This is a genomic window from Devosia rhodophyticola (assembly GCF_028816475.1).
In the GTDB taxonomy this organism is placed as follows: domain Bacteria; phylum Pseudomonadota; class Alphaproteobacteria; order Rhizobiales; family Devosiaceae; genus Devosia; species Devosia rhodophyticola.
Genome location: NZ_CP118247.1, coordinates 130624 through 144539, shown reverse-complemented (window position 1 = coordinate 144539; position 13916 = coordinate 130624). Strand labels below are relative to the sequence as shown.

12 protein-coding genes and 1 tRNA gene are annotated in these 13916 nt (G+C 55.5%); 6 read left to right on the top strand and 7 right to left on the bottom strand.

Annotation, left to right across the window (positions count from 1 at the left end):
- Window positions 1–37: 37 nt before the first annotated feature.
- Window positions 38–1033, bottom strand: coding sequence for an ABC transporter substrate-binding protein (locus PSQ90_RS00740; RefSeq protein ID WP_282211539.1), 996 nt, complete (start codon window positions 1031–1033; stop codon window positions 38–40).
- A 31-nt stretch (window positions 1034–1064) separates the two neighbouring features.
- Window positions 1065–2366 carry a PQQ-dependent sugar dehydrogenase gene (locus tag PSQ90_RS00735; protein ID WP_282211538.1) on the bottom strand — a complete coding sequence of 434 codons (1302 nt, stop codon included), beginning with the start codon at window positions 2364–2366 and terminating at the stop codon, window positions 1065–1067.
- 165 nt (window positions 2367–2531) lie between these two features.
- Between PSQ90_RS00735 and PSQ90_RS00730 the strand changes: the two genes are divergently transcribed.
- The 4 genes from PSQ90_RS00730 (at window position 2532) to PSQ90_RS00715 (ending at window position 5175) form a co-directional block, all read left to right on the top strand.
- Window positions 2532–3302, top strand: coding sequence for an SDR family NAD(P)-dependent oxidoreductase (locus tag PSQ90_RS00730; protein WP_282211537.1), 771 nt, complete (start codon window positions 2532–2534; stop codon window positions 3300–3302).
- Between the two features lie 195 nt (window positions 3303–3497).
- A tRNA-Gly gene (locus PSQ90_RS00725) sits at window positions 3498–3571 on the top strand.
- Window positions 3542–3856 (top strand): ATP-binding cassette domain-containing protein, encoded by a 315-nt coding sequence (locus tag PSQ90_RS00720; protein ID WP_282211536.1) that lies wholly within the window; start codon window positions 3542–3544, stop codon window positions 3854–3856. Before PSQ90_RS00725 ends, PSQ90_RS00720 begins: the two co-directional genes overlap by 30 nt.
- Before the next feature lie 605 nt (window positions 3857–4461).
- Window positions 4462–5175 carry a DNA helicase gene (locus tag PSQ90_RS00715; protein ID WP_282211535.1) on the top strand — a complete coding sequence of 238 codons (714 nt, stop codon included), beginning with the start codon at window positions 4462–4464 and terminating at the stop codon, window positions 5173–5175.
- 111 nt (window positions 5176–5286) lie between these two features.
- Here the strand turns inward: PSQ90_RS00715 and PSQ90_RS00710 are convergent, their stop codons facing one another.
- Genes PSQ90_RS00710 through PSQ90_RS00690 form a run of 5 tightly spaced genes read right to left on the bottom strand, consistent with a single transcriptional unit; the run spans window position 5287 to window position 10464 of the window.
- Window positions 5287–6186 (bottom strand): nucleoside hydrolase, encoded by a 900-nt coding sequence (locus PSQ90_RS00710; protein ID WP_282211534.1) that lies wholly within the window; start codon window positions 6184–6186, stop codon window positions 5287–5289.
- Window positions 6187–6225: 39 nt separating this feature from the next.
- Window positions 6226–7206, bottom strand: coding sequence for a sugar phosphate isomerase/epimerase family protein (locus tag PSQ90_RS00705; protein WP_282211533.1), 981 nt, complete (start codon window positions 7204–7206; stop codon window positions 6226–6228).
- Entirely contained in the window at window positions 7203–8705 is a 1503-nt protein-coding gene (locus PSQ90_RS00700; protein ID WP_282211532.1) for an FGGY family carbohydrate kinase, read from the bottom strand. Before PSQ90_RS00700 ends, PSQ90_RS00705 begins: the two co-directional genes overlap by 4 nt.
- The gene (locus PSQ90_RS00695; protein WP_282211531.1) at window positions 8702–9658 is read right to left on the bottom strand and encodes a transketolase family protein; all 957 of its coding nucleotides are present in this window, start codon (window positions 9656–9658) and stop codon (window positions 8702–8704) included. The genes PSQ90_RS00700 and PSQ90_RS00695 overlap by 4 nt, the downstream gene beginning before the upstream one ends.
- Window positions 9658–10464, bottom strand: a complete 807-nt coding sequence (locus PSQ90_RS00690) for a transketolase (protein ID WP_282213120.1) — start codon at window positions 10462–10464, stop codon at window positions 9658–9660. Before PSQ90_RS00690 ends, PSQ90_RS00695 begins: the two co-directional genes overlap by 1 nt.
- 410 nt (window positions 10465–10874) lie before the next feature.
- On the opposite strand from PSQ90_RS00690, the gene PSQ90_RS00685 reads away from it, so the two are divergent.
- Window positions 10875–11705, top strand: coding sequence for a DeoR/GlpR family DNA-binding transcription regulator (locus tag PSQ90_RS00685; RefSeq protein ID WP_282211530.1), 831 nt, complete (start codon window positions 10875–10877; stop codon window positions 11703–11705).
- Window positions 11706–11998: 293 nt separating this feature from the next.
- Window positions 11999–13903, top strand: a complete 1905-nt coding sequence (locus PSQ90_RS00680) for an ABC transporter substrate-binding protein (protein WP_282211529.1) — start codon at window positions 11999–12001, stop codon at window positions 13901–13903.
- The last annotated feature ends 13 nt before the right edge of the window (window positions 13904–13916 follow it).

Below are 13916 nucleotides of genomic sequence, written 5' to 3'. Positions count from 1 at the left end.
CGCAGTCGGCGCTTGTCCTTATCTGTCGTCGGCGTGCTTATTTGCGGAATCCTGACCAAAAGGTACCTGCTGCAAGCCTATCGCTGCTTCCCACCAGGTCGCTACCACCAAATCGCGCCATCAATCCAAAAGTCTGTTCGGCGGCCTGTACAGTGGATTCATCATAGCGCGGGACAATTCCGCGCCGATAGTCGTCGCGAAGTTGAATGAAAAGTGCCGGATCATCACTGGCGCCCATTACCCCCTTGAGCCTTTCCCAAATGGCGTCATCGTGACCCAATATTTCCTTGGCCTCAAACGAAGCTTCAAGAAAGCGGACAATGGCATCGTTTTTATCGTTCGCCACCTGATCGGTAAACGTCCATCCTAAAAGGGGCGGCTGCTCGTCAACGCCCAACTCGCTCAGCATCTGCGCGACCGAAATGACTTCGCGCATGCCCACTGCCTTGGAGCGTGCATTCCATTGCCAGAAATTAAGACCAGCGTCGATCTTGCCTGAGCGCAAAAGCTCGTTGATCAGCGGTGGTGCGCCATACTTGGCGTTGACGTGGTCAGCCAGTTTTTCGCCGGTGATGCTGTTATAGTAGGCCTGCAGAACAACCCAGCTCTTGTCCACCGGTCCGCCAGCAACCCCGATTGTCAACTCGTTGAGATCCGTTACCGTGGCAATGGCGCTGTCTGGCGACACCATCAACCCGCCAACCGCCAGCGAATGGGGCACCGCGGTCACCATATTGCCTTCGCTGCGTTGGATGGAAACCCAAATGAAATCCGACAGGATGACATCGACTGTACCTGTCAAAAGCGCAACCTGACCCGCGCGGCTGTCAGCCAATGGTCGGACCTCAAGGGTGAGGTGGTGCTTCTGGTCCAGCCCCAGATCCTTTATCGTCTGGATTTCCCACTGTACCGTGCCACTTTCCTGAGCGCCAAGCACCAGTGTGGCATTTTCCGGAGCATCCTGTGCGCAGGCGATGGTGCTGCTGGCCAGGAGCGCAAGCCCAGCCACCAGAAGTTTGCCAATATGATGCATATGTCTCGTCCTAACCAGATGGGCGTTGAGATCAGGCCGCCGTGACCCGCCAGATCACATCACCTACATCGTCAGCCATCAGAACGGCATTGTCCGCAGCCAAGGCCACGCCTACCGGACGCCCATAAGAGTATTTCTCATCGGGCGACAGGAAGTCTGTCAGGATTTCACGTGGCATTCCAACCGGTTTGCCATTTTCGAACGCTACGAAGGCCATTTTATAGCCGCTTAACTTACTGCGATTCCAGGACCCGTGCTGACCGATGGCCATGCCGGCCGGAAAGCCGGGCAGGGTACCTTCAGGCAACCAGCAAAGGCCGAGCGAGGCGGTATGCCCGCCAAGAGCGTAATCAGGGGCCGTTGCCGATGCGACTTTGGCTGCGTCTTGTGGCACGCGATCATCAACTGTCTTGCCCCAATAGCTGAAAGGCCAGCCATAAAAACCACCGTCCTGCACCGAAGTCAGATAATCGGGTGGTGTTTCATCGCCCAACCCGTCGCGTTCATTGACCACAGTCCACAGAGCGCCCGTTGTTGGCTCCCAGGCCATACCCACCGGATTGCGCAGGCCGCCTGCAAATACGCGCGATTGCCCAGTCGCCAAATCCAGTTCGTGGATACAGGCGCGATCGATTTCCGCTTCCAGTCCGGATTCCGCAATATTGCTTTGCGACCCGACTGCCACGTAGAGTTTGGTGCCATCCTTGCTTTGAATGAGGTTGCGCGTCCAATGCCCGCCAGGCTTGGTCGTCATGACGACGCGCCCCGGAGCGGTAATGCTCGTCGCTCCTTCTTCGTATGGAAATGCCAGAACCGCATCGCTCGCACCGACGTAAAGCGTGTCGCCCAGAAGAACGATACCAAACGGCTGGCGAACCCCTTCGATAAGCACATGCCGGGTTTCCGCAACGCCATCGCCATCGCCATCGCGCAGCAACATAATGCGATTGGGACTATCGCCCATTGCGGCGGCGCGGCGCATGGTGCTCGCCATCGCATAATCAAATACGCTTCGGACCTTACCAGCTTCACCCAGAGATTCGGCGACTAGAACGTCGCCATTGGGCAGCACATGCATGTGGCGTGGATGATCGAGCCCAGCGGCAAATGCATTGACCTTGAGCCCTGACGCTGCTTTTGGCGTGCGCCCGTTTTCCCAACCTTTCGCGGTCGGCATTTTTAGCGTCGGAATGCTGCCCTGCGGCTTCGCATCGGGAATGGTCGGCGTTGTGCCATAAACCGGCGGACGTGGACCATCACCGGAATGGCGCACGGCAACCGCTGCCGCGCCAACGACGGCTACAAAACGGGCAAATAGAGCACTGGCGTTCATAACGATATTCTCAACTGGAAAATTGGAGCTGAACAAGAGTTAACGGAATAAACCAGACACGAACACCATACATTGCGCAAACGGTTCAGTTTCCAACATCATATACCGAATTTTCAAACCGAAAGTTCCATAGCGCGGTCGGTCGAGCCAAATCGAGAGAAACACATGAACAATGCAACCAACGAGAAACTTGTAGCCGTGATCGGTGGATCGCGCGGAATTGGCGCGCAAGTTTGCCGACGCCTCGCCCGCAATGGTCAGAACGTGGCCATTGTTTACCGCGCCGATAAACAGGCGTGTGACACGCTCTTGGCGGAGCTGAAGGAGGCGGGTGTCAAGGCAATTGCCTTGCAGGCCGATATTGCCGATGAAAATGCCGTCGTCGATGCCTTTGCTCGGATAAAGTCCTTCGGAACGTTGGTGGGCCTAGTCAATAGTGCCGGTATTGGCGGTAATCAAATGACGGTCGAGGGATTCGAAGCCGAGGCATTGAGCAGGATGTTCCAGGTCAATGTCGTGGGGCTAATGCTTTGCTGTCGCGAAGCTGTTCGCCAAATGGCAGTTCCTCGAGGCGGTGTCGGTGGTGCCATCGTCAATATTTCGTCTATGGCTGCAACCATCGGCGGGCGTAGCAAAGTCACCCCTTATGCCGCCAGCAAGGCCGCAGTTGATGGCTTCACCATCGGCGCAGCCAAAGAACTCGCACCCCTTGGCATTCGCGTTTTTAGTGTCAGACCCGGGGCAACCGTGACGGACATGACAAGCCCAATAATAAACGATCCAGCCAGGCTCGCGGCAGTCGAGCGAACAATTGCCGTTGGTCGTCTCGCATCAGTCGACGAGATTTCCGCGCCAATCGTCCGACTTCTCGACGAAGAAATGGCATATCTGTCTGGCGCGCGCATCGACGCGGCTGGAGGAGGACTGGTGTTTTAATTGAGCGGCTGCGACCGCTCAGAGCTCGTAAACGCAGATTTCAGCTACAGACTTCCGTCGCGGCAAAAATTCGATTGCGTGCTGCGCAAGCGACAATACTCACTTGCCTGACCATCACTTAGCCTTTAGAAGGCGAGGCGTTGATGAATTTGAATCAACGCAAGGACTTTTGTCCATCGCCCTCGGCGATTATGGGCGGGTATAGCTCAGTGGTAGAGCAGCAGCCTTCCAAGCTGAATATGCGGGTTCGATTCCCGCTACCCGCTCCAGTTCTGGTGCCATTTTCTTTTTGTGATCCCTTATTTCGTTGGACTTTTTGTTTTTCGTGTGAGCAGGGAACCACCAAGGCGTTTCTGGGCACTTTGGCGCTGCAGGACGTAGATTTTGATGTTCACACCGGTGCCCTCAACGTGTTGATTTGCGAAAGTGGGGCGGGCAAATCGACTTTGATGAAAATACTGGCTGGTGTTGAAAAACCCACACTTGGCACGATAATCATTGCCGATGAAGTGATCAGTTTTATCAATACGCGATGGGGCGGGCAAGGGTATTGAAATTGTATTTCAGGAGCTTAACCTCTGTCCCAACATGAGCGTGACAGAGAACATTCCTTTGGTCGCGACATCACCGGGCAGGATTTCATAACGAGCGAACAGCGCAGCGCAAACGGGCTGAAGAACTGATCGGACGCCTGGTGCATGAGATAAATTCCGACACACTGGTGGGCGATCTGATGATCGGCGAACAGCAGATTATCCGAAATTGCCAAAGCCCTCGCTGAGGACGCACGCGTTCTTATCATGGACGAACCTACATCCCGTAACTCAACTTGAGACATTCCAGATCAGGGAATAAGGGCTCCTCCCTGTAAAACTGTACGTCCGAACCGTCGGTCCGGACGTCTTTTTCTTGCCTGCTTCTTGGTGCGTAGGACGTCAATTATCAAACTTTCCTGTGCGACAAACCGGTGCGCAGTAAGTCTTCGAACGGCCATTGAACGACTCTGTCGAGCGCTATATCGTTTGCTCATGGCCTTGCTCGGGCCTCCCCCTCCGACGGGGCAGCATTTGACATGCGGAGCGACTAAACCTTCGAACCTGTTCTGTTCGGCGAGCGCATAAGGAGGGACTGCGGATACCGCTCGAAACAGGAGGTATCGATGAGACTATCTGCCCCGATTTTCAAACTGAAGCGCCAGGCCAGGCTCATGGCACGAGGCCGAAATATTCCGCTGCATGATGCGCTCGACAGCGTTGCGATTGCCGAAGGTTTTAGGAGTTGGAGCCATCTGGCATCAAAAATGCCCACAGGACGGGCATCTGATCAGATAATCGCGGCGCTGAACGCGGGCGATGTGGTCTTGCTCGGCGGCCGACCGGGCCAAGGCAAAACCCTATTGGGGCTGGAAATTGCGGCGTCGGCATCAAGGATGGGCCGACGGGGTATCTTCTTCACCCTTGAATTCAATGAAAGCGATGTCTTAAGCCACTACAACGCACTCGGGATCGACATCGGCGAGCTGGCCAGTCCGCCTATTATCGACACGTCCAACGACATCTGCGCAAGCCATATAGTCGATCGCCTTGGCAATACCGCGAACGATGTGATTGCAGTGGTCGACTATCTTCAAATTCTGGACCAGAAACGAAGCCACCCCGATCTAGGGGAGCAGGTCGAAATATTAAGGGCTCATGCAAAAAAGCATGGGTCTATCGTGGTGTTGATTTCGCAGGTTGATCGGTCATTCGAGCTCGGCAACAAGCGCGTGCCAGACTTGAATGATGTACGCCTGCCAAACCCAGTCGATATGAACCTGTTCGATAAGACCTGTTTCGTGCACGAAGGCAAATTACAGATGGCGGACGTGGGCTAGGCTGGAAACGGCGCATTTTGTGCTCATTTCAAAAATGGGAAGGGCATCGTTCACTGAACGGTGCCCTAATCATTTGCACCTTTTTCGGCGTGGCGCGGATCGCCCTTGTGCCTAGCCAAAATTGGCCAGATCTTGCACACCACGGTGGAAGCGGGCAATTTTGGCGTAAAAATCCTCGAGGATGTAGCGCACGTCGATTGTGTCATAGACCTTGATCGGTCGGTGCTGGCCTGTGTGCACATAGTTCATGTGGGAGGTGAACTCTGGCGCGGGTCGCCATTCATGGGTGCCGCCATTTGGATTGAGAATGACTGAAAGGGCAGGTGTGTCACCGAGCGAACGGTGCTCAATTGGGCCCGGATGAACCCGAAAATTCCATTCGACGAGTTGGTCGAACAGATATTTGCCGATGGCGCCCTTGTCCTCGCAACGCTCCTGCAGCTCGGCGTAGCTAACTGCCATCATGCGATAGACCGTGCTTGGAATCTGCCAAACCTGGACATTGGAGCGCATGACGACATTGGCGGCAGCAATGTCATTCATCAGGTTGAATTCCCGACCACCGGTGGGCCAAACGCCGCCGCCGATCCAGACGCAAATGACGTTGCGTTCATTAAGACGTGGTTCCATGAGAATGGCCGACGCCATATCGGTCAGCGGGCCGAGGAACGCCACATAGAGTGGGCGATCATCGTCCGCCATGGCGTGATCAATTATCATTTGCGCGCCCGGTGAGGGCACAGCCGTTTTCTCGTCGGGCAGGGCGGTTGCAGCGCCATTGGCAACGGGGATGCGGCCAGACAAGTTCATCAATTCAAGCAATTTGTCGATTTCGGCGCGACTGGCGAGCATTGCGGTCTTTGAGCGATGATCGCCAAAGTGGGCCGCAATCAGGCCATGGAAATCAAAGGTCGGTGTAAGCAAGGCATGAACGATAGTGAACTGGTCGTCGGCCTCGTTCTTGGCGTCAGTATTGAGTATCAGGCGTGCACGTTTTTCACGCGGTAGCATGGCAATCGTCTCCGGATTAATGGTCAAAATTGTTCGGCGCTACATGGCGCCGAACAGTGCCTTCTGGGCAATTTTGAGCGCGCCAATGGCGTCGTGACGACTCTGCGCCTCGTTGAGTGCGTCAATATCGAGTGCGTCTAATCCCTTGCCAGCCGCCTTGAGAAAGTCGATGGCGTGGTTGGCAGTCGCCACGCTGTCCTCGCGGAACGGGAACTGGTCGAGTTGCCAGACGCCTTCCCACTTGTTCTTGCGCAACACATGAAAGAACTCGAATAGTTCAATCGGATGCAGGCTACCCGCGACCAGATCGTCATCCCAGGAGCGGTAATTGTCGTTCACGTCCATGCCAAAGAGGCGACCATAATCGATAGCCATTTGGGCGGAGTCCGCCGCAGATTCGCCACCGAACAACGCATGGCCAAAATCAAGCAGAATGCCGACATTGGGCAAGCCGATCTTTTCGATACCCAATAGGGTCCGTGCCAGTGAATCAAAGCTCATATGAACCCGCGGTTCGCGCGGCTTGTATTCAATGACAAATTTGAGATCAGGGTTTTCGCTGGCCAGTTGGCCGACGCCATCCAGCGAATGTTTCCACAACGTGCCGTGATCGACCTGGAACGGATAATCCCAGCCGTCCTGTCCGGGCCAAAGTTTCACATAGTCGGCGTTGAAAAACCGCACCACATCACAGGACTCGGTAATCAGTTCATGCGCGCGGCGGCGCACACCAGCGTCGGGGTTGGTAAAGGCGCCCTTGGAAAATTCGCGGGTATAGATTTCGGGCGTGATGCCAATGACACCAAGCTTGTTGCGATCAAGTGCTGTCTTGATCTCGGCATTAGAGAACTCGCCGCCAAAAAAAGGATAATTGATATCAACGACCGACAGATCCTTGACCTGCCCGGCAAGGTCGATGGCGTCGATGACCGAGCGCGGCGCGCCGTATCCGTCGGTGGCATAGCGGTCGACATAAGTGGCAAAATGCCAGATTCCGGCACCATAGCGTTGGGTGGTCATGAGTGTCCTCCGTTGTCTTTGTTACTCGTTGGCTGAACCAGTGCTTGCGCGATGGCGGCCTGCCAGCGTTGACGATGTTGGTTGCGCGTCTGTGCATCCATGATTGGATTGACGGTGCGTGCGGCAGCGACGCCAGGCACCGCGATGCCAAGGCCTGAATAGGCGAGGGCGGCAGCGCCGATTGCGCTGACCTCGGGTGCCGAAGCGGTCACCACCGGACATTCAAGAATGTCGGATTGGAACTGCATCAATTCAGCGTTCCGCGACGCGCCGCCATCAGCGCGCAATTCGCCCAGCGGAACCCCTATATCCTGTTCCATCGCCGCGTGAACGTCGGCGACCTGGAAAGCGATCGCTTCTATCGCGGCGCGGGCGAGGTGAGCCGGTTTGGTGCCCAAGCTCATGCCAACTATGGCGCCGCGCGCGTCAGCCCGCCAATGGGGCGCGCCAAGACCGACCAACGCCGGCACGAAGGTAACGCCACCGCTGTCCGGCACAGTTTGCGCCAGCGCCGAAAGCGCTGCCGCATCCTTGCCCCCCAGCAGGCCAGCCATGAATGAAGCGGCTTGGCCAGAAACGCTGATATTGCCCTCTAGCGCATGATGCACCACGCAAGATTGGCTCCACGCGATGGTGCTTGACATGCCATGACGCGAACGGACCCGTTGCTTCGTGAGCGTCATCAGGGATGTGCCGGTGCCGTAGGTTGCCTTGACGGTGCCCGGAGCGCGTACACCGTGACCGAAAAGCGCGGCATGAGAATCCCCAATCATAGCCAAAACGGGGGTACCAGCGGGCAGGGCGGTGACCCCCGCCGCGATGTCACCAAAATGAGCGTCGGAGAATTTGACCTGCGGCAGAATGCGCTGGGGAACGTCGAACAGCGCGCACAGTTCGGCGTCCCATTCGAGCGTTGCGGTATTGAATAATTGGGTGCGTGAAGCGTTGGAGTGGTCGGTGGCGTGGACGGCGCCATCCGTCAAAGTCCACAACAACCAGCTATCAACAGTGCCGGCACGCAACTCGCCCTGTTCGGCGCGAACACGAGCACCGGGCACCGAATCGAGGAGCCATGCAATTTTTGCGGCAGGGAACAGCGGGTCGAGCGCCAGACCGGTCCTGTCTTCGATCAGATCAGCATGCCCGGCGGCGCGTAATGCATCGCAACGGTCAGCAGAACGGCGGCATTGCCAGATAATGCAGGGGCCAATGGGCTCGCCAGTACTAGCGTCCCAGACAATGATCGATTCGCGCTGATTGGAAATGGCGACACCGGCAATAACGTGGTCACTACCGGCCAGATCAAACACTGTCGCGATAACCGATTTCACCCCCGCGACGAGGTCGAGGGCCGATTGCTCCGCCCAACCGGGTCGAGGATAGCTGACCTGGTTGGGCACCGAGGCCTGATGAAGAACCTTTCCGGTCTGCGAAACGAGCAACGCCTTGGTGTTGGTTGTGCCTTGATCAATCGCCAGAATGAGTTCGGAAGCACTCATTTCTTGCGGGCAATCGTCTGCTTGACGGCATCAGAAATACCGGCGGGGGTAAGTCCGAAATGGTCCATCAGCCAGTCCGCCGAGCCGGTGGGAACAAAACCGGGGAAGCCCATGATACGCATCGGTACTGGATTGGTGCCAGTAATAATTTCCGCAACCGCCCCACCGAGCCCACCGCGTACTGAATGTTCCTCGACGGTGACAATGGCGCCGGTTTCGGCGGCGGCGGCAATAGCGGTTTCATCCAGTGGATTGACCGTCGCCATATTGACTACGCGCGCAGAAATGCCTTCTGCCGCAAGCGCCGTTGCCGCAGCGACAGCGCGATGCACCATGGTGCCATTGGCAATTATGGTGGCGTCCGTACCATCAACAAGCGTTTCGGCAACACCGATCTCAAATACTGGATTCCGACGCTGCAGTGCTGGAACGGGCATACGGCTAACCCGCACAAATACCGGGCCATCATAAGCAGCTGCCGCACGAATGGCCTGCTCGGTCTGCCACGGGTCCGCAGGAACAATCAGCTTCATATTGTTGAACAATCGCAGCCAGGCGAGATCTTCGATGGAATGATGGGTCGGACCCAGCTCGCCATAGGCGACACCGCTCGATTGGCCGATCAGTTTCACATTGACGTTGGAATAGGCAATATCTGCTTTGACTTGTTCGAGCGCCCGTCCGGTAAGAAAACAGGAGGCGGCGGAAACGAACGGCAGTTTGCCGCCATTGGCCAGACCCGCGCCCACGGCCACCAGGGTTTGCTCGGCAATGCCGACATTGACCATGCGGTCGGGAAATTTTGTCTTGAATCCGCCAAGTTTTGAAGAACCGACACTGTCGCTGACTACGGTAACAATGCGTGGATCGGCCTCGGCCAGACTTTCAATGGTAGCGGCAAAGCTGTCGCGGCAATCAAAATAGACGCCGTTGGGCTGTGGTGCAGCGCTCATCAGACCAACTCCACCATGGCTTGTTCAAATTGTTCTGCATTCGGCACCCCATGGTGCCATGCAACATTATCGTGCATGAAGCTGACGCCTTTGCCCTTGAAGGTATTGGCAATGACGCAAAGCGGCTTGCCGCGGCCTTTGGGGCTTTCTGAGAGCACATTGAAGAGCTCGTCGTAATTGTGTCCGTCAACCACTTCGACATGCCAACCGAAGGCACGCCACTTGTCGTCCAGCGGATCCAGCGAAGCAGTTTCCTCGGTCCGGGCACCCTGTTGCAGGCGGTTTCGATCAATAATCAACGTAAGGTTTTCTAGTTTGCGGTGTGCCGCGGTTAAGGCGGCCTCCCAGTTGCTGCCTTCCTGCAACTCGCCATCGCCCGTGAGTACAAAGGTTCGCGACGCGGTGCCGTCGATCTGGCCGGCAATGGCAATGCCGGTGGCAACGGGCAGACCGTGACCAAGGGGCCCGGTATTGGTCTCAACACCGGGCAAATAGTTGCGATTGGGATGGCCGTTGAGCATTGAGAGCGGTTTCATATAGGTGCTGAGGTCTGCCTCGGGGAAATATCCGGCGGCGGCCAAAACGGCATAGAATGCTCCGGTGCAGTGCCCCTTGCTCATGACGAAACGGTCGCGGGAAGGATCGGTGGGATTGGTAGGATCGTATCGAAGTACCCCGAAATAGAGGGTGGCCAAGATATCAGCAGCGCTAAAGTCGCCGCCCGGATGCCCCAGGCGCGCCTCATAGACCATTTGAAAGCTGCGACGGCGGATCCACAGTGCCTTGTCACGAATGATCAATGTCATGTCATTGGTAAGTGTGCGGCCAGCTGGTGGGGACGATAGCAATTTTGCCTCCTGTTCAATGACGGGGTGACTCTTTGGCGCGTAGCGCCCCCGAGATTGCTGGCCTTGAACGTGGCGAACGGCTGTTGAAGTCGTTCGTCAGCGGGCGGCGCAAGACACTTGTTTGCACAATTGCCTCCTCATGGGCGCGGCGTTGCCTGTCGCCGTCTCTGATTTTTCTGAAGGCTACAGCGCGGTCTGTTTGCATGCAATACTGAAAAGTAGCGAAAAATGCGTTTTCTTTTCGTTTAATGAAGAATTATGGTTGAGCGCGACGAGTGTGAACTGTTGCTTTCCGTTGCGGCGAATGACAAAACCGGTAGCAAGAATACTCAATTACACAGCGTGTGCGGAAGGCGTGGGGGATCAGTATGGCGGGAGCTAAAACAACCAGAGCGTCGCGCGATCGAAAAGTGCGGTTGGATGGTGCTCCGCAACTGCTGGCCGAGCCGCGCCGCATGAAAATTCTCGAGTGGTTACAGGAGGAAGGGAGCGCCCGGGTGCGCGACCTTTCAGCTGCGTTTGGGGTGTCTGAAGCCACGATCAGGCAGGACCTGGAGCGTCTTGATCGTGATGGCTATATCACGCGCGAGCACGGCGGAGCCTACCTGAAATCTATTCCCCAGCAAGTGCAATCCATGACCCTGCATCACGGGCAGAACATGGATATGAAGACGCGGATCGGATTGGCGGCGGCTGCGCTGGTTGGCGATAACGAGACGATTATTATTGACTCGGGCACCACAACCACTCAATTCGCAGAAAACCTCAAAGGGCGGCAGAATCTCAACATCATTACCAACGCGCTCAATATTGCGCTGATCCTGGGGGCCATTCCAACCAACAGCGTGCACATGCCTGCGGGTCAGTTCAAGGCGCCAACACTCTCGTTGAGCGGCGAAAAATCAGTCGAGTTCTTTGTGGGCATCTTCGCCCAGAAACTGTTCCTGGCAACGGCCGGAATTTCGTTTGACGCTGGGCTGACATATCCAGCAATTGGCGATATTTACGTCAAACGAGCCATGGTGAAGGCTGCGTCTCATATCTATTTGCTCGCCGATTCCACCAAAATTGGCCGCGTATCATTTTCCGCATTGGGTGCCGTCGATTTGGTCCATACCCTTATTACCGATAGCGGCATTTCTGCGGCTGATCGCGCCGAATTTGAGCGGCGCGGTGTCGAAGTCATCGTCGCCGACTAAAAAATCACATAGTTCAAATCGTCCAGAAAATTTCGCCTTGTGGGCGGGATGTGTGTTGACTCTGTCGGTTTCCCCCCATATTCCTTAAATATCGCAAATAAACGCACTTAATCAAAAGTGGTTGGCGATGCGCATGAGAGCATGCGCGAGGAATGCTAGGAAATTGTGGGGTCGGTTATCCGTCGTTCAGTTGAGCGGATGATGAGCCAAATTTCAAAGCTTGATCTCGAAATTGCTTGAAACAGTTAAGCCGTCCCGCCCAACGGCGATTGGCCGGCTATGGAGGATCAGACATGGCTAGGCTAGGCCGCTTCCTATTGGTGCCGTTCTTGGGCGCTCTCTTGACAAGTACCGCATTTGCGCAAGGCGAAATGACCGATGTAGGGACGCCGCGTAGCGAAACCCTGATCGTGCAGACATTCGACGGCAAGGTCGCCAACCCCGATGCACAAAATCCGCTTATTTCATATGCGATTTGGCGCGGTTTCAGAGAACTGGGCTGGAGTTCACTTTGGGAAATGGATACCGCAAAGGGTGTATCCTACCCCGAACTTGCCGCCGAGATGCCGGAGGTTTTGAACCCCGAGCACACCAAGTTCCGGGTCAAGCTCCGTGAAGGCGTTTATTGGAGCGATGGGGTCGAATTTACCACGGACGATCTCGATTATACGCTCGCTACTGCTTTTAAATATCGCGACAAGCTCACCCGTGTTTCGGCCTATACCAGCTTGATCAAAAGCTGGAATGTGATCGACAAATATACCATCGAATTTGAAACTGCCGAACCCTCTTATGACTTTCAGACCGCGATGGGCGTTTACTCCTGGGGCGCTCAATTCGTTCCTGTTCCCAAGCACATATTCGAGCCGCAGGGTGATGATGTTGTAAGTTTCAAAAACACCAATGCGGTGACGCTTGGACCCTATAAAATCAAAGCCTTTGATCCCAATGGTTTCTGGCAGTTGTGGGAGCGCCGGGATGACTGGGAGCGCTCGGGCTGGGGCAATCTTGGCGAACCAAAGGCTAAGTACGTTCTTTACAAGGATTTCGGCCCCGAAGAGACACGTACGTTGGCGTTCGTGCAGAACCAATATGACGTTGATACGTTCATGAGCCCCGATAGTATTCAGGCAGCAAAGGGGCGCAATCCGGCCGTTCAGACGTTCTCGGCGACCATGCCGTTCCACGATATGAATGATGCCTGCTCGTGGGGCGTTTATATCAACCAGGAAAAAGCGCCCTTTGATAAGTCAGAAGTGCGCTGGGCATTGGCGTTAGGGCTCGACCTCAAGCAGGTTGGCATTACCGCTCTTAGCGGTCAGTTCAAGGCTGCGGCATTGCCGCTTTCGGACACGCCAATCACTGATCCATTGTTCTATAAGCCATCGGCATCCTTCCTCAACGACCTGACGCTGGAAGATGGCTATAAGCCGTTCAACCCAAATTTCGGGAGCGAACTTGTTGACGCGTTGAAGGCGCAGGGCATGCCCGAGGCCGACCTGCCAACTGGTGACGCAATCGAGGCCAGTTTTGGTATGGGTTGGTGGAAGTTTGACCCCGCCGAGACCGAAAAGCTGATGGCTTCGGTTGGTATGAAAAAGGGCGCCGACGGCTTCTTCATGAATGCTGATGGCACCCCGTTCACTATCGATTTTGCCGTCCCGGGTGACTGGAACAAGACCTTGCAGCGGCTCGGATTTTCTATCGGCGATAGCTGGCAGAAAGCAGGCTTCAATGTCCAGGTTCGTCAAGTTGACAATGGCGAGTTCAACGCCGTTCAAAACACGAACTCCAAGCTCGAATTGATGCTGAACTGGTCCAATACCTGCGTTTATAACTCCAACTGGCGTAATACGTGGCGCGTCCTGCGGCCAGAAAATGTGAAGCCCGCAGATTCGAGCGACCCTCTAACGGGGAACTATTTGCGCGTTACCGATCCTGACATTTTCAAAATTGTTAGCGACAGCGCTTCGCTGGAAACCGACTCTGATGAATTTGTCAAAAATGGCATCGAGATCGCTCACATGCTCACCGAGGGCATGCAGGAAATTAACCTGATGAGCATTCCTACCTCGATCCCGACCAACAACACATATTGGACCAATTACTCCAAGCAGGACAATTTCTATGCTGCGCCTTACACTTGGTGGAGTTCGTTCAAAAAGACGCTGGTGAATATCGAGCCGACTGGCAAATAGGCTCATCTGATTC